Here is a 20,635-nt window from a genome sequence, read left to right on the forward strand (position 1 = left end):
TCATTCGCCTAGACCTAGCTAGTAAAGTATCTTAAATTAATGATACTTCTCTAAAATACTTAATATATGGTTAGCTGATGACTCTTGCATCATTTGATTTACATCATCATCAGTAACTGATAAATCTAAAAGTTGAAGCATTGCATTTAAGTGACTACTTTTATCTGGGGTTGCTAGTAAAATAACTATATGAACATGTTGTGTCTCTGAAAAAGTAACTCCTTCTTCAATAATTAACATACTCATCCCCACAGCCTTAACCGCTTCTTCGTAGTTTGCATGAGGGATAGCAATTTCTTTACCAAAGACAATATGGGGAACGCTTTGTTGATAATTATTAATGATTCTTTCCACATATTTTGACTCAATAATTTTTTCATTTTCTAAAGGCTTAGCTACAATCTGTAATGCTTCTTGCCAATCCGCCACTTTTTTTATTTTTTGAATCCTTCCTTTTGAGATAAGCTCAGCAATATTAGGACTCTCATGATTCACTTTTTTTATATTTTTATGTGACTTTTTAATTTCTTGGGATGGCATGTACAGATAGTTACTTAATTGCGATCGTAATTTTTGTTCATTACTCACTGTGGCCGATTGTCTTATAATATTTAGAATTTCATCTACATTCACTTGGTTGCTACTGAGATCATATATTTCGCTTAAAATTTTCTCTCGAATTAAAAGGCCATTTCTTCTAGTAATTAAAGGATCAATGACCACCAATTTTTTGGCTGTCGCAATATAAAAAGGTGAAATAATTAACTCATATTCATTATCTTTTAGCTCACTTAGCTCCTTAATAGATAACGGTTTCAAAAATTCGATTTCTGGAATCAATTGTGACAAAGTAATGTATAAAATTCTTGATACAGAAATACCTTCTGAACAAATAACTGCTGCTCTAATTTTTTTACTTGGTTTCATTTTTTTCTTTTTAAGTTCGCCAGCAAAAATCAAAGTAAGCAGTCTAATTTCTTGTGTCGGTAGTTTCTTTTCAAAAAAGCTTTCTAGCGGCTCTAAGCTAGCTTCTACCATCTGATATACTTCACTAAATTCTTTATCTGCTGCTTCTTTTAACAACGTTTCGTCAAAACTTTTTGAAAGATTCAATGAGTAGCGCATTCGATAATAAGCCGGCTTTAAATGTTGTAGTAATATTTCTATGAGTGAACTATGATCTGAGAAAAACACGCAAGCTTTCTTTTCAAAAAGAGCAATTACTTTTAAAATAGCACTCCGTAATTCAGGAATTTCCACATCAGAAAAGCCATTCATTTTTGAAATGTCGATAGATAAGATACACAAGGTTAAATATGCTAACTCAATACTAGGGACATTGTCTTTATCAAAAAACAAATCGGTAATTTCTTGATACTCTAGCGTATCTTTAATATCACTTACATCAGAAAAATTAATTAAAATTAAACCTTTATTAATACGTCTCAAAAAAATAGCCATAAGCAAAGCAACAGAGTAGCGTCGACCATCTGTATAAACCGTCCCCAATCGTTCTTCTAAGGAACTAATTTTTTGCCAAATATTTTCCGCCTCGAAAGAGATATCCAAAAGAGACAGTACAAAATTTTTCTTGAATTCATCTTTCAAGATAGCATCGACTAAATTTCGAATCATCAACCGCGTCTGATACTCATTTCCTAATATTAGATACCCTTGAGCACGGGAATATCTAAGTTCTAAACCATAAGTTTCTAACATTATTTTTACGCTTTTTAAACTTTTCAAGGCAGTATTTTTACTTATATTTAAGTCAATAATAAAGTCTTGCAAGGATATTTGATGTGTCTGACCAACAAGCAACAAAATCATCATGATTGACCGTTCTTCTTCCGAAAAGATATAAACACTTTGCTTACTATTTTTTACGGTTAAATAGAAGGCTTGAACATCAAAATTAGAAACTAATTCTCCATTGCTTTTTTTGATTGTATTGCCATTTGTTTGAGATAAGTAATCATTAATTTTATTTAATGAATAATCGATTTGCCGGGCGCTTACTGAATATTTGTCCATAATAAAACTAATAGAAACATGACCCTGAAATGTAACAAGCTCTTCTAATATCCAAGTACTTCTTAAATCAATAAACATGTCATACCTCCTTACAAATTTATTATATAACGCGCAAAGAAAAAGTAAATGAACTTTCATCCCAAGTTTCGGAAAGCGCTTACTAAAAAATGGGATTTACTTTTATTATTAAATCAAGCTTCTTAATATATTATCTAGAATTCCCTATTCCCTATCAACATTTTTAAAAAATATAAAAAAACAAAAAAAATACACTTAAAATGATTCGCCTTAAATAGCACTCAATAAAGAAAATAATAATAAAACAATCAGAAGTGCTATAAGCAGACAAACATAATAAAAAAAAGGATTATAAATCCACTAGCAGGCTAGTCAATCTATAATCCTTTTTTTAATTTTCATTCACACTATATCAATTTTTATTAATATAAATCTGAATTATTTTTCGTCTGTCTTAGCAGTGTCATCTGCTTCAGCTGGTGTTTCTTCTGGTGTCACAACAGTCACTTCTTCTTCAACTGAGGCAACCGGTGCTACAGTTGCACCTGCAGCAGGTGTAACTGATTTAATTGACGCGCGATCAAATACTAAAAAGATGCCTTCACAATCAAGAGTGATTGTTTTGTCTGCATTGTTGATTTCAGAAATCACACCGTGCAAACCGCCAATAGTTACGACATTGTCGCCAGCTTTCATAGAGTCTAAAAGATTTTGACGCTGTTGTTGTTGTTTCTTTTGAGAACGGTTCATCATAAAGAACATCCCAACCATCACAACTAATAAAATAATCATCGATAAATTACCCATTAAAATTCTCCTCACATTATAAGTATCCATATCAACTCTAACAAAGATTAAAAGGTTTAACTAGTCTTTTCTAGTAAAATTAGAAACTTTTTGCGTTTTCTTTGTTAAAACCATATTCTTCAAAGAATGCTTGACGAAATTCTAATAAATTATCGTCCATAATTGCTTGACGAACATTTTTCATTAAGTTAATTAAGAAGTACAGGTTATGGTAAGAAGTTAAGCGAATACCAAATGTTTCATCACTATGAATCAAATGGCGGATGTACGCCCGACTATAATTTTTACAAGTGTAGCAATCGCATTTTTCATCTAGTGGTCTGAAATCACGAGCAAATTTCGCATTTTTCACTACTAAACGACCTTGTGAAGTCATGACTGTCCCATTACGAGCGATTCGCGTTGGTAAGACACAATCGAACATGTCGACGCCGCGAATGACGCCATCGATTAGTGAATCTGCAGCGCCTACACCCATTAGATAGCGTGGTTTGTTTTCTGGAATCAAAGGTGTCGTGAATTCTAATACCCGATTCATCTCAGCTTTTGGTTCACCTACCGATAATCCTCCGATAGAATAACCAGGGAAATCTAAGCTGACTAAATCCTTGGCACTTTGTTTACGTAAATCTTCAAAACCAGCCCCTTGAATAATTCCAAACAGTCCTTGGCGATCTGGATTGGCGTGAGCTTTTAATCCGCGTTCTGCCCAGCGAGAAGTCCGTGCCACCGATTTTTGAACATAATCATAGGATTCATCATAAGGTGGACATTCATCAAAACTCATCATAATATCGGGACCTAATTTATTTTGGATATTGATAGCTTTTTCTGGCGATAAGAACATTTTTGAACCATTGATGTGATTTTTAAAGTGCACACCTTCTTCTTCAATATTACGCATATCAGCCAATGAGAAAACTTGGAAGCCACCGGAATCGGTTAAAATTGGTTGATCCCAATTCATGAATTTATGTAATCCACCGGCTTCTTCTACCAAGTCTTCACCTGGGCGTAACCATAAGTGATAAGTATTGGCTAAAATAATCCCTGCACCCATCGTTTTTAGTTCTTCTGGTGACATCGTTTTAACCGTAGCTAAAGTTCCTACTGGCATGAACATCGGTGTCGGAAACGTACCGTGAGGTGTAATAATTTCTCCCAGACGAGCACCAGTATGTTTTTCTTTCTTTATCAGACGATATTTAATCGCTGGTTCAGTCATAAGTCGTGCCTACTTTCTTTTTTATCTATGTAATATTGCCATATTTGCAACTTGTACAATGATACTTGTTTTGATTTGCTTTTGCAAGATTCCTTAGCTTCCGATAAACAAAAATTAAGCTAAGTCACAGTTATGATAACTTATGACTCAGCTATAATAATTAGTCTTTAGTACTAACTTGAATGTTCTCTTTTGCTAAATTCAAATCAGTGACTTCTTTATTGTTAAAAGCGGTTAATCGGAAAGATAATTCAAAGGCTTCAAATTTCGTCCGATATTTCTCTAATTGCCACTGTCCACAAGCATAACTACCTAAAGCATTTTGCTTGTAATCAATGTTCAGCACGACGTGATCGCTCTTTTGCAATTCATTCGTATGCTTAGCTACATCTAAAGTAGCTTCGTCATAATAAGAAGTGCTGAAATTAAAACTTTGATTGGTTGAAGCCAACAATCCTTGGCCGCGATCATTTGTTAGAGATACCCATTCAGTCTCCATATGATTACCATTTGCTTGTGGTACGACATAATTTGTAAACATATTGTCCACTGTACTTTGATAGATTCCTAGTTGTGCTGCTTCACGGGAGTCGGCATAATTTTCTAACGGTCCTTGTCCCAAATATCTGACTTGATTTAAATTTTTATCTAAATGCATTGTTACCCCTAAACGCGGCAACATATCCGGTGCCATATCAATTTTCCCACCAGGAGTAGCTTTTAGATTAAATAAGATATCGCCACTTGGGAAAATCTTGTATTGGTAGCAGCATTGGTAATGCCAAGAACTATTAGTAGTACCGTGAATGACTTCTACTTCTACTTGAATAAAGTCTTGGTGATCTTGATAGTTAAAGCTTCTAACATTATCGTGCTCTAAATGTAAGAATTGAACTTTTTTCATCTCATCAATAATTTCCATATCATTACTAATCGGCGCCCGCCAGAAAGTAAAACTTGGTCCTTTAGAAATAATTGTTTGATGATCTCTTTCCAGTTCTGTCATAGTGCCGCGGACTGTATCGAAAACAACTTTGAAATTAGCACCAGTAATCTGCAACTCGGCTAAACTTTCTGAAATTTGCATTTTCCCTGTAGGTACGACTGTCATACCAGGAACTTGTAGTGGCAAAATAAATTGTGCCGTCGCTAATTCATGACCAGCGTTCGCATACTCAGTATTTCCCTTCAACTGATAGGATAAGTTTAAGAAATAATGTGCACCTGCTTTAGGATGTTCAGGATAAGCATAATTTAAACTCAATGTTCCTTGATTTCTGGCTGGAATACTTGGTAAATTCTGCTCACCACTCACTAAAATTGTTTCATCTTCCATTAAATTGTAAACCACTTTAAATTGATCTAAATTAGCAAAATCAAAACGGCTTAATAAAGTGAATTCTCCTTTTGCTAAATCTTTTTCAGTAGTTTCTACTGGTTCAATCACTTTTTTAAACTCATATAAACTTGGAGAAGGTGTCCGATCAGGCATCAGCATGCCATCGATACAAAAGTCTTTATTACTAGGGTCATCACCAAAATCCCCGCCATAACGGTAATACTTTTCATTATTTTCATCATAGGATTCAATGCCGTGGTCAAACCATTCCCAAACAAATCCCCCTTGCAACTTATCATGAGCATAAAATAAATCTTGATATTCTTTAAAATTACCTGGTCCATTCCCCATTGCATGAGCATACTCACATAAAATATGAGGTTTTTTCGAATCTTCAATGATATTCTTCATCAATAATTCTCTTGTCGGATGCTCTAACCATGTATACATCGTAGAATAAACATCGGTAACTTCGGCTTCAAAGTCTCCTTCATAATGAACCAAACGAGTTGGATCCATTTGTTTGGCTACCTCAGCCATTTTTCTAAAATTATGACCAAAGGAAGATTCATTTCCCAGTGACCAGAAAATAATTGAAGGATGATTTTTATCACGTTCAATCATGCGTACCATGCGAGTAACATATGCCGTCTCCCACTTAGGATCATCACTAATCCAATCATAGCGGTTAGTTAATTCAAAGCCATGGCACTCTAAATCCGTTTCATCAATGACATACATCCCGTATTCGTCACATAATTCATATAGGTAATAAGATGCTGGATAATGACTTGTTCGAACTGCATTAATATTGAATTGTTTCATTAATACAATATCTTTCTCGATTTCTTCTTTGGTTACGACTCGACCATTTCTAGGATTATAATCATGACGATTGACACCCTTAAACTTAATTGCCACACCATTGACCAAGAATGTTTCTCCAGTTACACGAATATTTCTAAAACCAACTTTTTGTGGAATTGCTTCTATTAATTGTCCATCTTTCTCCACAGTGATCATTATTTGATAAAGGTACGGTGTTTCAGCTGTCCAGTGACGAATCTGTGGCAATTGTTTCATAAAATGAATATCGGTTGCTTCAGCTGTTTGCTGTTCTTGGAAAACAATATTTCCAGCAGCATCTACTAACTGAAGTGAAACTTTTTGACCGTTGTTTTCTCTTAAACGAATTTTTGCATCTAGTAATCCTGTTTCATAATCATCCGTCAAATCAGCCACGATTGTGAAATCTTCAATCCCAGTCTGAGGAACACCAATCAGTTCAACATCACGGAAAATCCCACTGAGCCACCACATATCTTGATCTTCTAAATAAGTCCCATCAGACCACTGGTAAACACGGACTGTTAAATCATTGCTACTATCAAAATCTACTAAGTCAGTAATATCAAATTCCGCTTCATTGCGGGCACCTTTACTATAGCCAACTTCTTGTCCATTCACCCAAACGTGATAAGCTGAGTCAACACCACAAAAACGTAAAATAATTTTTTGATTTCTAAAACTTTCATCTACTTCAAAAGTTCTTTTATAGATACCTGTCGGATTTTCAGTTGGTACATAAGGTGGATTAATTGGAAAGTTATACCATAAATCTGAATAATGCATCTTCCCATATCCTTGAACTTGCCAGTTTCCTGGCACGGTAATATCGTCCATCTGTTGTGTATCAAAATCTTTCTGATAAAAATCTAGTGGACTGTATTCTGGAGCAGCCAAAAACATGAACTTCCATTGTCCATTTAGATTCTTAAAGGCGTGAGTGTACTTATTGTCGCCTAAATTAGCTTTTTCAATTGATGGAAAACTCAAAAAATGAGCTCTCGGTGCTAAACGGTTAACGCTATCTACTTGATAATTTTCCCAAACTTTCATTTTACAGCCACCTTATCTTGCATAATTTTTTTATTTTTTCGTTCATATCGTGCCCAACAAAGCCACGCAAAGCCCATGAAAATAACTAAGCCGGCGACATTATAAACCAACATGCCAATCGGGCTCGCTGTACCTTTTGCCAAAGTACCATTCAATTCAGCGATAATTAATTGTGGATCTGGCACAGTGGACATGAAGAAGACAAAGACAAAGATTGCCAATAATAAAATTCCAGCAGTTAAACCCACAGTTCGGTTACCAAACCTGAAACTTCGCTCCATATCGTCTTTTTTCCAACGTAATCCAATATATGCAATCAATAAGAATAGGACTGGTAACAATGATGTTGAAGCGGTCATATTAATCAATGTTTCTAAAAAGCTATCCATATTTCCGATTCCCAAGGCAGGAATAACTAATAAAATCGTTACGATCACTCCTTGGACCAACAAAGCATTTGTCGGATTCCCTTCTTCATTTGTTTTAACTAACCATTTACCGAAAACGCCTTCAGGAATCTCAGAGAAAAACACTTTTACCGGTGCTGCTGTCCACAATGCCAGTGAACCCAGGCTACCAATAAATAAAATTACGCCGACTAAGCGAACCATCACACCACTAGGAATATGGAAAAAATTACCTAAAATCTTGAATATATCAAAAATTCCGTTAGAAAAATTACCAGTCAATACATCAGCTGGTACAACAAAACCAACTGCCACTGCGCCCAAAATATACATCACACCCACAATAATTGTTGCGCCAATCATTGTTTTAACAAAGGTTTTATTACCACCCTTTACGTCTTTGATATATACGCCAATACTTTCTCCTCCGCCAACAGCTTGTAAGATCCAAGCCATCGTCATGAAGAAGGTCCAGTTAAACTTAGGTGCAATCGATGAAAAGTTAAAATCTTGTGCTGGTTCATGACCAAATCCGAAGACAACGATAAATGCCAGTACCACAAAGGCAACACCCATAAATAAACGAGCACTACCAGCAAAACTAGTCACTTTAGAGATCCAAGCAACCCCTTTGATACAGACCCAAGTCATTATCCAGAACAAAACAATCGAAATAATTGCAATGATAATTGTACTATTGTTTCCTTCAAAAACATTTCTACCTAAAAAAGCATAAGAGCCATAAATTAAGGTATTAGGTAATAATGAACAAAAGAAAAATAAGTTAACGAAAAAATATGACCAGGCGCCTAGAAAAGCCCATTTAGGTCCTAAAACAGATTCGAGCCAACTATGCACCCCCGATTCTTTTTTAGAATTGGCTGAAGCAAATTCAGCAATCATTAAAATAAATGGTAAAAAGTAAAAAATAGTTCCGAACAAATAACCTGGTATTGTCGCTAAACCAATCTGGATACTGTTATTGACAATACTGGGAAAGGCAAATACAGCTGAAAAGGTCATTAGCATGAGCGCTACAGAACCTAAACGTTCTCTCGATTTATCCATAAGATACTTCCTTTCAAGTGTTAGTTTTTATGCAATTGCTATGCTTAAATAATATAGCGCTTTCAAAAAAAATGAAAACAACTGATGTTTCCAATTTATTGTACTAATGTTGACTTTTCATTCCTTTTTACTTATAGTCAAAAAGGGGTGCCCTTATGGATATCCAAATGAAAAACGATGTGAGTATCTTAGTAAATGAAGCAAAAAGTAGCCAAGAATTTCATTTGTATGAAGTGGGCTATGAGCGTTGTCGTCCGACAAAACCTTCCGAGTATTCGCCAATCGATTACTGGGTATTGCATTATTGTGTCGCTGGTGAAGGGTATTTTTCTACTCCTCAAATCAGTGAGGAGCACATTACTGCTGGAGACTTATTTATGATTCCAGCGAATTCAAAAAATATGTATTTTCCCAAAAAAGAGAATCCTTGGAGTTACCGCTGGATTGGTTTTTCTGGAAGTAAGGTAGCGTCTTTATTAGATCAAATTAATCTCAATACGCAGCATTGTGTAATTAAAGGCTCTTTTGATACAAAGATAAATATTTTGTTTGAAGAGATCTACGATTCTTTTAAAAAAGGCAATCAATTTTCAAGTATGAGTAAATCCTATGCCCTATTAGATTACCTGTTAGAAAGCTTCTCAACCAATCAAATTTTAAGTCAAAGTGAACAAGTTTTTCGAAATATTCTGTACTATATTGACGAGCATTACACCCAAAATATTTCTATCCAGCAAATTGCTGAAGAACACAAAATCGATCGAACCTATCTCTTTAAACTTTTTCAAAGACATAAGGCAATCAGTCCCAGTAACTATATACAACAGCTTCGTTTACAAAAAGCTTGTTCCTTGTTACGGAAAAGTTCATTAAATATAACTGATATTAGTTATGAAGTGGGTTTTTCATCGCCTTCTTACTTCTCCAAATTTTTTGTTGCTAATATGAAAGTTACTCCGCTTCAATACCGTAATCAATTTATTTCAACTTAAAATAAAAACACAAATGCGTCGATAAAGATATCGAGTCATTTGTGTTTTCTTTTTAGATTTTTTTAAATTTCCTCTGGATCAACTTCTGGTGCTTTGTGGAATTTAATTATTTCATTAATAATAATCGGTACAAATGAAAGTAGTACCACAATAATCCAGTGGTTAAAGCTAATAGACACTAAACTAAATAATTCTTGGGTCTGTGGAATAATCGCAATTGCTGCTGTAATTCCAATCGCTAACCAGGCCATTTGAGCCAATGATTTATTAGTAGATAGGTTTACTCGGAAGATTGAGCGAGAACTTCTGACATTAAAGACATGTAAGATAGAAGAAAACGCCAATACTAAGAAAGCACAGGTTTGTGCAACTTCAAAACTTGGTTGGACAAAATAACTAATCGAAGGTACAAACGCACCAATGTAAAAGGCCGCTAAAGCAACCACAGTAAACATCAACGCATTTAAACCAATTTTTTGCCATAATCCACGAGCAAAAATACTTTCATTCCGTGGAATCGGTGGTTCATCCATAATGCCCGCTTCAGCCGGTTCACGGCCTAATGCAAAACCTGGAAGTCCATCAGCCACAACGTTAACAAATAATAGTTGAACGGCGGTAAATGGTGCACCCCAGCCTAATAACATAGCAATTAATACGATAAAAATTTCCGAGATATTACAACTCAATAAGAAATTAATCGCTTTACGAATCCCTTGATATACCGAACGGCCCCGCGCCACTGCATCAACAATCGTTGCAAAATTATCATCTGTTAAAATCATATCCGCTGCACTTTTAGCTACATCGGTTCCGGCGATACCCATCGCACAACCAACATCGCTGGCCTTAAGTGCGGGTGCATCATTGACACCATCACCTGTCATAGCCACAACGGCACCTGATCTTTGCCAAGATTGAACAATCCGAATTTTATCTTCAGGGGTTACCCGAGCATAGACAGATAAATCTTTTACGCGTCCATCTAACTCATCGTCACTCATTTTTTGTAATTCAGCGCCAGAGATAGCTTCTTTGCGAGATTTCATGATTCCCAATTCTTTGGCAATCGCCCCTGCTGTTACAACATGGTCACCGGTGATCATAACTGTCTTAATTCCGGCTTTTTTCGCTCGTTTGATAGCGCCTTTTGACTCAGGGCGAGGCGGATCAATCATCCCGATTAAGCCCATTAGTGTTAGATTTTTTTCTAAAGCTTCTGAAGTAATTTCAGTTGGCATTTCATCATGCAAATGATACCCGACAGCGATCACTCGTAAAGCTTTTTTACCAAAACGGTCATTGACAATCGCTGCTTGATCAACATCACCATAATGGAATTTTGGCAATAGGACATCAAAAGCGCCTTTAGTAATTGATAAATATTTTTTACCCCATTTGTGAATGGTCGTCATCATTTTACGTTCTGAGTCAAAAGGAATTTCTCCCACTCGGGGATGTTTTTCTTCTAATTCAGCTTTGGTATGATAATTTTCTTCCACTGCTCGTACAATTGCAGCTTCCGTTGGATTTCCTTTGATAACTAATTCATTGTCATCATTTTCAACTAAGACATCACTACATAAAGCGGCTACTGATAATACTTCCATCGCTTCATCCGTCATACCTTCTTCAGTATCAACAACACTATCACCATGAGTCCAAACACGTCGAACCCGCATTTTATTTTGAGTTAATGTACCCGTCTTGTCAGAACAGATGACATTGGCCGAGCCTAAAGTTTCCACTGCTGGCAATTTACGGATAATGGCATTTTTCTTCGCCATTTTTTGAACACCATAAGCCAAAGTTAAGGTAACAATTACGGCTAACGTTTCTGGAACAGCCGCTACAGCTAATGAAATTGCTGTAATGAACATTTCTAATAAAGGTTCACCTTGTAAATAACCAATGAAGAACACAAAAGCCGCAGCTGCCAAAGCGATCAAACTAATTCTTTTACCAAGCTGATTTAATCGTTTTTGCAGAGGTGTTTTTTGATTATGGTCATCATTTAACAAACCGGCAATCTTACCCATTTCAGTTTGCATTCCGACCGCTGTAATGATTGCTTTCCCACGACCATTAACAATTGTTGAGCCTTTGAAGATCATATTTAATCGATCGCCTAAAGGTGCTTCATCTTCTGGAATAAAGTCAGGGTCTTTTTCAACTGGCTCACTTTCACCAGTTAAAGCTGATTCTTCTACTCTTAACTGTGAGCCTTCTGCAATTCGAGCGTCCGCTGCAATCATGGCACCAGATTCTAAGACTAAAATATCTCCCACAACTAAATCTTCTGCATCTACATCGATCGTTCTCTCATCTCGTATGACTTTTGCAGTCTGCTTATTCATATCTTCTAAAGCTGCTAAGGCTTTTTCAGCATTACCTTCTTGAACAATTGCTAATACAGCATTGATAATCACGATTGCGATAATTAGAAAGGCTTCGAAATAATCTCCGTGGTCGGTGGCGATTGCAGTGTAAAGCGAGATGATTGCTGCGACGATTAGAACGAGGGTGGTAAAATCACTAAAACTAACTAAGAATTTTTTTACCAGTGATTCCTTAGGTGGTTCATCAAATTTATTTTTTCCGTTATTTTTAAGTCGTTCGTTAACTTCCGTTTCGGTTAATCCACTTTGAATATTTGTTGCAAATTCCTCCTCTACTTCTTCAATATTTTTACGATAATCTGCCATCAAATTCCTCCTTTAAATGTTAGATAAGTTATCATATGATTTAACTATAACACAGTTTTTCTAACAGATTCAAAGAATGTGATTCGTATTTCCCTCAAAAGAGGTGAATAATTTTTTTTAATTTTATGATTGTAATCGCTTTCTTTTTCTAACTAATTATGCTATATTATAGATACAAGGAAGGAGGAAACAAAGTTCATTCGAAGAATTTCTCGGTAAGAAGTAGAATATTATAAACAGTAAAAATTGTTAGTAGTACCAGATTCACCAAAGTGCGAAAATTGAATAGAATATATGTGTGAAGTATCATTTTATAAATAGTGAATGCGCATTAGCAGTTGAGTAGTTGATCAAAATTAGAATTAAAAAAAATGCGTAAAGAGTATCGAAGATTTATGTGAAAATGTAACAACAAACAAATATTTATGTTTATCATCAAGAAATTCATGTCATACTTTACATGTATAATCAAAGTAATAACATTTCGAATGATCTTATCCTTCCGATATCTAAAAACCCCAGGCGAATCGAGCGCCTGGGGTTTTCTTGTGCTATTTTACAAACATTGCATCGCCAAAACTAAAGAAACGATATCTTTCATCAATCGCATGTTGATAAGCGGCCAAAGTGTTTTCACGCCCAGCAAAGGCGCTGACTAACATCACCAAAGTTGATTTTGGTAAATGGAAGTTGGTAGAAAAAGCTTGGACAACTTTAAATTGGTAACCTGGTGTAATGAAAATATCGGTCCAACCACTATCGGCTTTAATTTCACCATTAAATTTTGTACCGATTGTTTCTAAAGTACGGATCGATGTGGTACCTACCGCAACAATTTTTCCACCATTATTACGAACTTGATTTAATTGTTCAGCAGCATCTTCCGTTAAACGGTAAAATTCACTATGCATCTCGTGTTCCGCAATATTGTCGACACTGACTGGTCGGAAAGTACCTAAACCAACATGTAAAGTTAAGTACACTAAATTTACACCTTTGGCTTCAATTTTTTTTAATAATTCAGGAGTAAAATGTAGCCCTGCTGTCGGTGCAGCGGCTGACCCATTTTCCTTCGCATAAACTGTTTGGTAACGCTCAGGATCTTCTAGGCGTTCTTTGATATAAGGTGGTAGCGGCATTTCACCTAGGGATTCTAGATTTTCTAAAAAGATGCCTTCATATGAAAACGCAACAATACGCCCACCATGGTCTAACTCTTTTGTCACGACTGCTTTTAAGCGTCCATCGCCAAAAGAAATTTCTGTGCCAACTTTGGCTCTTTTGGCTGGTTTAATTAACGTTTCCCATTCGTCACCATTAATATTGTTTAATAGTAAAACTTCCAGATGACCACCGGTTTCTGGTTTCTCTCCATACAGACGCGCTGGTAAAACACGTGTATCGTTCATCACTAAAGCATCTCCAGCTTGCAACTCATCAATAATATGATCAAAATGGGTGTCTTTTACCTCGCCTGTTTCGCGATTTAATATTAATAGTTTTGAGCTGTCTCTTTTTGCTAGAGGGGTTTGGGCAATTAATTCTTCTGGTAAATCAAAATCAAAATCTTCTGTTGTTAGCATTTCTTCTCCTCTTTTCCATCAGCTATCTTATCACGCTTTGACTTTTGATTAAAGTCAGGTTGATTATTTGCCTTCTTTTTCTTTTGAGATATACTTACTTTAAATAAGAAAAGAGGAGAATTTTATGTTGTATCATCATATATCTTTATTAACGCGTCATAAGGAAGAAAACATTCACTTTTATACTGAAATTCTTGGCTTACGTTTCGTTAAAAATACCGTTAATCAAGAAAATTATCGAATGCCACATTTATTTTACGGCGATTATCAAGGATCTGCCGGTTCAGTAATCACTTTTTTTGCCGTACCCCATTTAGGCCATCGCTATGACAACCGTGAGTATTTGGCTGAGATTGGTTTGAATCTACCGAAAAATAGTTTGTCATATTGGCAAGAACGAATAGAAAAATTTGGCGTCTCGTATGAAGCGAAAGAAAATACGATTATTTTACATGATCCAGATGATGTTTTAATTACTTTAACTGAAACTCAAATATCTAGTTTAGAAAAAAATAAATTGGTCTTAAATGAGATCCCCGCCGATCGGCAAATCATCGATATTCGTGCCATTCATTTTTATGTGGAAAATCCAGCAGCAACAATCGATTTTTTTGAAAAATTATTGGATTGGTCTTTTGTTGATAATCGTTATGAGCCTCAAGCAAATCATTATGTTGCGATTCTCCAAAGTCAATCGACTGAAAAAACCCGTATGGGTCGTGGCAGTATCGATCACATTGCTTTTGCTGTAGAAAATGATGAGTCGTTAGAAGCTTTACACCAAAAGGCTCTCTCACAAAATTGGCAGGTAGAAAAATTAATTACCCGCGGCTACTTCAAAAGTCTCTATATTCGTGAGCCTGGTGGGATTCGTGTAGAATTTGCTACGTTGAAACCAGGATTTACTTTAGATGAAGACTTGGAGCATTTAGGCGAAACTTTGGCTTTGCCTCCTTTTTTAGCTGATCAACGTACTGAAATTGAGGCTCATTTATATCCAGATAAATAAGGTCAACGACTTGAATTCACTCAAGTCGTTTTTTTGTAGTATGACAATTTATTTTAGGTGTTTTTTTGAAAAAAAAGATTGTTCTTTTAATCGCTTTCCATAGTTGAAAAAACGCTGTCGTTTCTTTATTATTCACACCAAATTTGCATTTTTTTCCAATTAACCTCATACTTAATTTAATGAACTCATTATTTTTGATTAAAAAAAGAGGTGGAAAAATGATTCATTTTGAGAATGTATCAAAAGTTTACAACGGAAATAAAGTTGCCGTTGAAGATGTTAATTTAACGATTAACCAAGGTGAATTCGTTTGTTTTATTGGTACTAGTGGTAGTGGTAAAACAACAACGATGCGGATGATTAATCGAATGATTGATCCAACTAAAGGAACGATCACAATTGATGGGGCAGATATCAAAACAAAAAATCCAGTCGAATTACGCCGTCAAATTGGCTACGTGATTCAAAGTATTGGCTTAATGCCCCATATGACTATTCGTGAAAATATTACTTTGGTCCAAAAATTACTAAAAGTTGATCAAGCAACACGTAATAAAACAGCCGAAGAGATGATTGATTTAGTCGAGTTGCCTCGAGAAATGCTGGATCGTTATCCTAATGAACTTTCCGGTGGTCAACAGCAACGGATTGGTGTAGTGAGAGCGCTTGCGGCAGATCAAGATATTATTTTAATGGATGAGCCTTTCGGTGCCTTGGATCCGATTACGAGAGATTCACTTCAAGACTTGGTGAAGGATTTACAAGAACGTCTTGGAAAAACAATTGTCTTTGTTACCCACGATATGGATGAAGCGCTAAAATTAGCCAATCGCATTGCAATAATGGATCACGGAAAAGTCATTCAATATGATACTCCCGAAAATATTTTGCAACATCCTGCTAATTCTTTTGTTGAAGAATTAATCGGCGAAGATCGCTTATTACAAGCCAAACCTGACACAACAACGGTTGGTGAATTAATGACCGATCGAGCAATTTCCATCACATCAGAAAAAAGCTTGCAAAGCGCTATCTCACTGATGCGAGAAAAACGGGTAGATACTTTATTGGTTGTCGATGAAAACAATGTCTTGAAAGGCTTTGTCGATGTTGAAACGATTGATAAAATGCGTCGAACTGGCAAAAATATTAGTATCGGTGAAATTTATAATCCAAAAGTATTTTATGTGAAGAAATCTGCTTTGGTGCGAGATAGTTTACAAAGAATTTTAAAACGTGGTGTTAAATACGTACCGGTAGTTGACGATGACGACCGTTTAGTGGGTATTCTGACAAGGGTATCGCTAGTTGATATTATTTACGATGTTTTATGGGGCGAAGAAGATTCCTTTGCTGAAGCTGCCGAAAGTGTTGCCACCAATGGAGAGGGGGCGTAGCTTGTGCAAGCATTTATTAATGAATACGGCGGACAAATTCTAACGAAAAGTGCCGAGCATATTTATATTTCTGCACTGGCCTTAGCTTTAGGAATTTTGGTAGCTGTACCGTTGGGCATTGTTTTAACTAGATTTCAAAAAATTTCTTCTTTTGTGATCGGTTTGGCTTCAGTTTTACAGACGGTTCCTTCCTTAGCTTTATTGGCCTTAATGATTCCTTTCTTTGGCGTGGGTAAATTACCGGCAGTCATTGCGCTATTTATCTATTCTTTATTGCCAATTTTACGTAATACGTATATCGGTATGAAAAATGTCGATTGGAATTATCGTGATGTGGCCAAAGGTATGGGGATGACCAATTTACAATCAATTTTTTCTGTCGAATTACCGATTGCCATGCCAACCATCATGGCTGGGATTCGTTTAGCCGCAACTTATGTTATCGCTTGGGCGACTTTGGCTTCATATATCGGTGCCGGTGGCTTGGGAGACTTAATCTTTAGTGGACTAAATAATTTCCAACCGCCATTAATTATCGCAGGGACTGTACCAGTTATTATTATTGCTTTGCTTTCTGATTTTCTACTCGGATTATTGGAAAACAAATTGACACCGACTGCTTTAAAACAGGAGGTGGAATAAATGAAGAAAATCAAACTTTTATTCATTTTAACGGCTTCATTGGTACTTTTTAGCAGTTGTTCTTTTCCTGGATTAGCCTCTAATAATACTGAAGATACAGTAGCAATTACGGGTGGCATCACCTCAGAAGCACAAATTTTAGCCAGCATTGTCAGTGGTATGGTTGAACATTATACTGATTTAAATACAACTACCATAAATAATTTAGCTACCACAACGATTAATCACCAAGCAATGATCAATGGCGATGCCTCTATTTCAGCGGCTCGTTATACTGGAACCGATGTAACAACTACTTTAGGTTTACCAGCTGAAAAAGATCCTAAAAAAGCTTTTGAGATTGTCAGTGATGAATTTCAAAAACGCTATGATCAAACTTGGTTTCCTTCTTATGGTTTTGACAATACCTACGTTTTTCTAGTTAGAAAAGACACGGCTGAAAAATATAATTTAACTAAAGTAAGTGACTTAAAAAATATGGCTGGTGAGTTAAAAGCCGGTGTTGATACCGCTTGGATTACCCGTGAAGGTGATGGCTATGATGGCTTCCAAGAAACCTATGGCTTTTCCTTTAATTCTATTTTACCGATGCAGATTGGTTTAGTTTATGATGCTGTGGATGCTGGAAAAATGGATATCGTTTTAGGCTATTCGACTGATGGCCGGATTGCTAGTTATGATTTGGTGATGCTGGAAGATGACTTGAGTTTCTTTCCACCTTATGATGCCGCGCCGGTGGTCACTGATCGTTTATTAAAGGAACATCCAGATTTAAAAGAAGCCATGAATAAATTAAGTGGTACGATTGATACCGAACAAATGCAAAAATTAAATTATCGGGCAGATAATGATTTACTTGAACCATCTGTTGTAGCTGAAGAGTTTCTAAAAGAAAACAACTACTTTGAAGGGAAGTGATGAGATGGAAAACATGAATACATTCCAACAATTTTTCTACTATTTCCAAACCAATGGTGCTTATGTCTTCTCCCAGTTCACTCGTCACTTTTTGATTTCTATTTATGGTGTGTTGTTTGCGGCACTTGTGGGGATTCCGATTGGGATATTTATTTCTAAGCACTTTAAATTAGCCAACTGGATCATTCGAATTGCAAATATTATTCAAACGATTCCTTCACTAGCGATGATTTCTATTTTAATGTTGGGCTTAGGTTTAGGGGTAAATGTTGTTATTCTGACAGTATTTCTTTATTCTTTGTTACCGATTATCAAAAATACTTATACTGGTATGCGACAAGTCGATCGCAATGCACTAGATGTTGGTAAAGGCATGGGAATGACCGCTTGGCAAAGACTTTACATGATTGAACTGCCTCTTTCTGTTTCAGTCATTATGGCAGGGATTCGAAATGCTTTAGTCGTGGCAATCGGAATTACTGCGATTGGTGCCTTCGTTGGTGCCGGTGGTTTAGGCGATATTATTATTCGCGGAACCAATGCCACAGATGGCACGTCCATTATTTTAGCTGGTGCGTTACCTACCGCTTTAATGGCAATTATTACCGACTGGTTATTAGGTATTGTCGAAAGAAGACTAGATCCTACCAACCGATAAACAAAAAGGCGACTATCAAAAAAATTGATAGTCGTCTTCTTTATTTTTTCAGATGATAATTGTAAGTTGAGATGATAATATCATCGCGATAAGCTAATTTCAAACGTAAACGTAGCGCCGTCTGATTATGCAACGAACGTTTCCAAGCTTTATTAGGAACAAACTCAGGAATTAAGACCGTCGTAGTATAATTTCTTTCTTTAGCTGTTTTACTAATCCGCTTAACATAGCGGGTAACTGGATTAATAATTGAACGATACGGTGATCGAACAACAGAGAAACGGATATCTGGAAAATGTTTTTTAAACTCTGCTCGAATTTCTTTTTCCTTCTCTTCATTTTCCTCTAGCGAGACATGCATCGCAATCACATAATCCCCAATTGACTGAGCATAATTTAAGGCGCCAACATTCACTTGGGTAACATTCCCGACTAAAACCACCACTGTATTTCCGTCATATTCATGAATTTTTATCGGTTCATCATTGGCAATCCGTAATTGCTCCGCCACATTTTTATAATGGGTATGAATGCGATAAAAAATATACATCAGAATAGGCATAATAATAAAGAATGGCCAAATATCAGGCAAGCGGAAAACAAATAAAATTACCACTATTGAAAAAGAAATCGCAGCCCCAATGATATTAGCAATCGATTTTCTAAACCAATTTTTGCCTTCTTTGCGCCATTTTAAAACCATCCCTGTTTGTGACAAGGTAAATGGAATAAATACGCCGACTGAGTACAAAGGAATTAAACGTTCTGTTGATCCCTGGAATATCAAAAGCAAAACAATTGAACCCAATGCCAAAGTTATAATCCCGTTGGAATAACCTAAACGATCACCTCGGTCTTGATAATTATGAGGTAAGTATTTATCTTTGGCTAGATTATAAGCTAAGACTGGAAAAGCGGAAAAGCCAGTATTGGCTGCAACTGCTAAAATTAAAGCGGTGGAAAACTGTAACAAATAATACATGATTCCTTGACCACCAAAAACTGCTGAACCAACTTGCGACAAGACGGTTACTTCTGTTGTAGGAACAATTCCATACCAGTAGTTTAAAAAAGTAATCCCCGTAAAGAAAAATCCTAAGATTAAACCCATCATCGCTAAAGTGCCGGCAGCATTTTTAGCTTTTGGCTTTTTGAAAAATGGAACAGCATTACTAATCGCTTCTACCCCTGTTAAAGAAGAAGAACCAGATGAAAAGGCTCTTAACAATAAAGCAATCGTAACACCCGGTACCAGCGCTCCTGGTGCAGCTGTCGCATGATAAGCATCCATACCGGTAACAACTTTAAAGATGCCATATAAAATTAAAATCGTAATCACTGCAATAAAGGTATAAACCGGAAACATTAAAAATCCAGCTGATTCTCGCAAACCGCGTAAATTCATCAGCATAATTAACAAAACAATCACAATCGAAATTGCGACTCGGTGAGCATACAGCGACGGAATGGCTGAAGTAATTGCTTCAGCTCCAGCTGACACAGAAACTGCCACCGTCAACATATAATCTATTAAAAGTGAACCACCAGCGATTAAACCGGCGTTCTTTCCTAAATTTTCACTACTCACGACATAAGCGCCACCGCCATGGGGATAGGCATGAATAATTTGTCGATAAGATAAAATTAAAGATGTTAATAAAACTAAAACGACTGCAGCAATCGGTAAAGAATACCAAATTGCAGCTGCTGATAAAGTGACCAGCACAACAACAATTTGCTCCGTTCCATAAGCGACTGATGATAATGCATCAGAAGACAGCATTGCAAGTGCTGCAAAACGGGATAAACTTTGGCCTTCGTCCTCCGAAGATTTTAATGGGCGTCCCACTAATAAACGTTTAAGATAATCCACTTTTTCCACTCCTCTAATTACTGCAAACAAGCGCAATATTACTCGCCTCCATGTGAAAAGT

14 protein-coding genes are annotated in these 20,635 nt (G+C 36.2%); 6 read left to right on the forward strand and 8 right to left on the reverse strand.

Annotation, left to right across the window (positions count from 1 at the left end):
* Nucleotides 1-36: 36 nt before the first annotated feature.
* The 5 genes from ACVWNY_RS11140 to ACVWNY_RS11160 form a co-directional block, all read right to left on the reverse strand.
* A complete protein-coding gene (locus ACVWNY_RS11140; protein ID WP_454071383.1) occupies nucleotides 37-2,112 on the reverse strand; it encodes a BglG family transcription antiterminator in 2,076 nt (691 codons plus the stop codon).
* A 378-nt stretch (nucleotides 2,113-2,490) separates the two neighbouring features.
* Nucleotides 2,491-2,859, reverse strand: coding sequence for a preprotein translocase subunit YajC (gene yajC, locus ACVWNY_RS11145; protein ID WP_454071384.1), 369 nt, complete (start codon nucleotides 2,857-2,859; stop codon nucleotides 2,491-2,493).
* Nucleotides 2,860-2,938: 79 nt separating this feature from the next.
* Nucleotides 2,939-4,084, reverse strand: a complete 1,146-nt coding sequence (gene tgt, locus ACVWNY_RS11150) for a tRNA guanosine(34) transglycosylase Tgt (protein ID WP_218326434.1) — start codon at nucleotides 4,082-4,084, stop codon at nucleotides 2,939-2,941.
* Nucleotides 4,085-4,244: 160 nt separating this feature from the next.
* Nucleotides 4,245-7,322, reverse strand: coding sequence for a beta-galactosidase subunit alpha (ebgA, locus tag ACVWNY_RS11155; RefSeq protein WP_454071385.1), 3,078 nt, complete (start codon nucleotides 7,320-7,322; stop codon nucleotides 4,245-4,247).
* On the reverse strand, nucleotides 7,319-8,797 hold the full coding sequence (locus ACVWNY_RS11160; RefSeq protein WP_218326437.1) for an amino acid permease: 1,479 nt from the start codon (nucleotides 8,795-8,797) through the stop codon (nucleotides 7,319-7,321). Before ACVWNY_RS11160 ends, ebgA begins: the two co-directional genes overlap by 4 nt.
* Before the next feature lie 155 nt (nucleotides 8,798-8,952).
* Between ACVWNY_RS11160 and ACVWNY_RS11165 the strand changes: the two genes are divergently transcribed.
* Nucleotides 8,953-9,789 (forward strand): AraC family transcriptional regulator, encoded by an 837-nt coding sequence (locus ACVWNY_RS11165; protein WP_454071386.1) that lies wholly within the window; start codon nucleotides 8,953-8,955, stop codon nucleotides 9,787-9,789.
* Nucleotides 9,790-9,851: 62 nt separating this feature from the next.
* Here ACVWNY_RS11165 and ACVWNY_RS11170 read toward each other — a convergent pair whose 3' ends face one another.
* Nucleotides 9,852-12,494: a calcium-translocating P-type ATPase, PMCA-type gene (locus ACVWNY_RS11170; protein WP_218326439.1), complete on the reverse strand. Its 2,643-nt coding sequence runs from the start codon at nucleotides 12,492-12,494 to the stop codon at nucleotides 9,852-9,854.
* A gap of 551 nt (nucleotides 12,495-13,045) precedes the next feature.
* On the reverse strand, nucleotides 13,046-14,077 hold the full coding sequence (gene queA / locus ACVWNY_RS11175) for a tRNA preQ1(34) S-adenosylmethionine ribosyltransferase-isomerase QueA (RefSeq protein WP_218326440.1): 1,032 nt from the start codon (nucleotides 14,075-14,077) through the stop codon (nucleotides 13,046-13,048).
* Nucleotides 14,078-14,201: 124 nt separating this feature from the next.
* Here queA and ACVWNY_RS11180 point away from each other — a divergent pair, with 124 nt between their 5' ends.
* The 5 genes from ACVWNY_RS11180 (at nucleotide 14,202) to ACVWNY_RS11200 (ending at nucleotide 18,701) form a co-directional block, all read left to right on the forward strand.
* Nucleotides 14,202-15,086, forward strand: coding sequence for a VOC family protein (locus ACVWNY_RS11180; RefSeq protein ID WP_218326441.1), 885 nt, complete (start codon nucleotides 14,202-14,204; stop codon nucleotides 15,084-15,086).
* A 218-nt stretch (nucleotides 15,087-15,304) separates the two neighbouring features.
* Entirely contained in the window at nucleotides 15,305-16,483 is a 1,179-nt protein-coding gene (locus ACVWNY_RS11185; protein WP_218326442.1) for a betaine/proline/choline family ABC transporter ATP-binding protein, read from the forward strand.
* 3 nt (nucleotides 16,484-16,486) lie between these two features.
* On the forward strand, nucleotides 16,487-17,125 hold the full coding sequence (locus ACVWNY_RS11190) for an ABC transporter permease (protein ID WP_218326443.1): 639 nt from the start codon (nucleotides 16,487-16,489) through the stop codon (nucleotides 17,123-17,125).
* Nucleotides 17,126-18,043 carry an osmoprotectant ABC transporter substrate-binding protein gene (locus tag ACVWNY_RS11195; RefSeq protein WP_218326445.1) on the forward strand — a complete coding sequence of 306 codons (918 nt, stop codon included), beginning with the start codon at nucleotides 17,126-17,128 and terminating at the stop codon, nucleotides 18,041-18,043.
* Nucleotides 18,044-18,047: 4 nt separating this feature from the next.
* Nucleotides 18,048-18,701: an ABC transporter permease gene (locus tag ACVWNY_RS11200; RefSeq protein ID WP_218326446.1), complete on the forward strand. Its 654-nt coding sequence runs from the start codon at nucleotides 18,048-18,050 to the stop codon at nucleotides 18,699-18,701.
* Nucleotides 18,702-18,741: 40 nt separating this feature from the next.
* Here the strand turns inward: ACVWNY_RS11200 and ACVWNY_RS11205 are convergent, their stop codons facing one another.
* Nucleotides 18,742-20,574: an amino acid permease gene (locus ACVWNY_RS11205; RefSeq protein ID WP_218326447.1), complete on the reverse strand. Its 1,833-nt coding sequence runs from the start codon at nucleotides 20,572-20,574 to the stop codon at nucleotides 18,742-18,744.
* Nucleotides 20,575-20,635: the final 61 nt, after the last annotated feature.

The sequence above is a fragment of the Enterococcus sp. JNUCC 77 genome (assembly GCF_054819945.1).

Bases quoted from the DNA above. Each gene is read 5' to 3' on its own strand.
- ACVWNY_RS11140 (WP_454071383.1), bottom strand. From the start codon at position 2,112: ATGTTTATTGATTTAAGAAGTACTTGGATATTAGAAGAGCTTGTTACA.
- yajC (WP_454071384.1), bottom strand. From the start codon at position 2,859: ATGGGTAATTTATCGATGATTATTTTATTAGTTGTGATGGTTGGGATG.
- tgt (WP_218326434.1), bottom strand. From the start codon at position 4,084: ATGACTGAACCAGCGATTAAATATCGTCTGATAAAGAAAGAAAAACAT.
- ebgA (WP_454071385.1), bottom strand. From the start codon at position 7,322: ATGAAAGTTTGGGAAAATTATCAAGTAGATAGCGTTAACCGTTTAGCA.
- ACVWNY_RS11160 (WP_218326437.1), bottom strand. From the start codon at position 8,797: ATGGATAAATCGAGAGAACGTTTAGGTTCTGTAGCGCTCATGCTAATG.
- ACVWNY_RS11165 (WP_454071386.1), top strand. From the start codon at position 8,953: ATGGATATCCAAATGAAAAACGATGTGAGTATCTTAGTAAATGAAGCA.
- ACVWNY_RS11170 (WP_218326439.1), bottom strand. From the start codon at position 12,494: ATGGCAGATTATCGTAAAAATATTGAAGAAGTAGAGGAGGAATTTGCA.
- queA (WP_218326440.1), bottom strand. From the start codon at position 14,077: ATGCTAACAACAGAAGATTTTGATTTTGATTTACCAGAAGAATTAATT.
- ACVWNY_RS11180 (WP_218326441.1), top strand. From the start codon at position 14,202: ATGTTGTATCATCATATATCTTTATTAACGCGTCATAAGGAAGAAAAC.
- ACVWNY_RS11185 (WP_218326442.1), top strand. From the start codon at position 15,305: ATGATTCATTTTGAGAATGTATCAAAAGTTTACAACGGAAATAAAGTT.
- ACVWNY_RS11195 (WP_218326445.1), top strand. From the start codon at position 17,126: ATGAAGAAAATCAAACTTTTATTCATTTTAACGGCTTCATTGGTACTT.
- ACVWNY_RS11200 (WP_218326446.1), top strand. From the start codon at position 18,048: ATGGAAAACATGAATACATTCCAACAATTTTTCTACTATTTCCAAACC.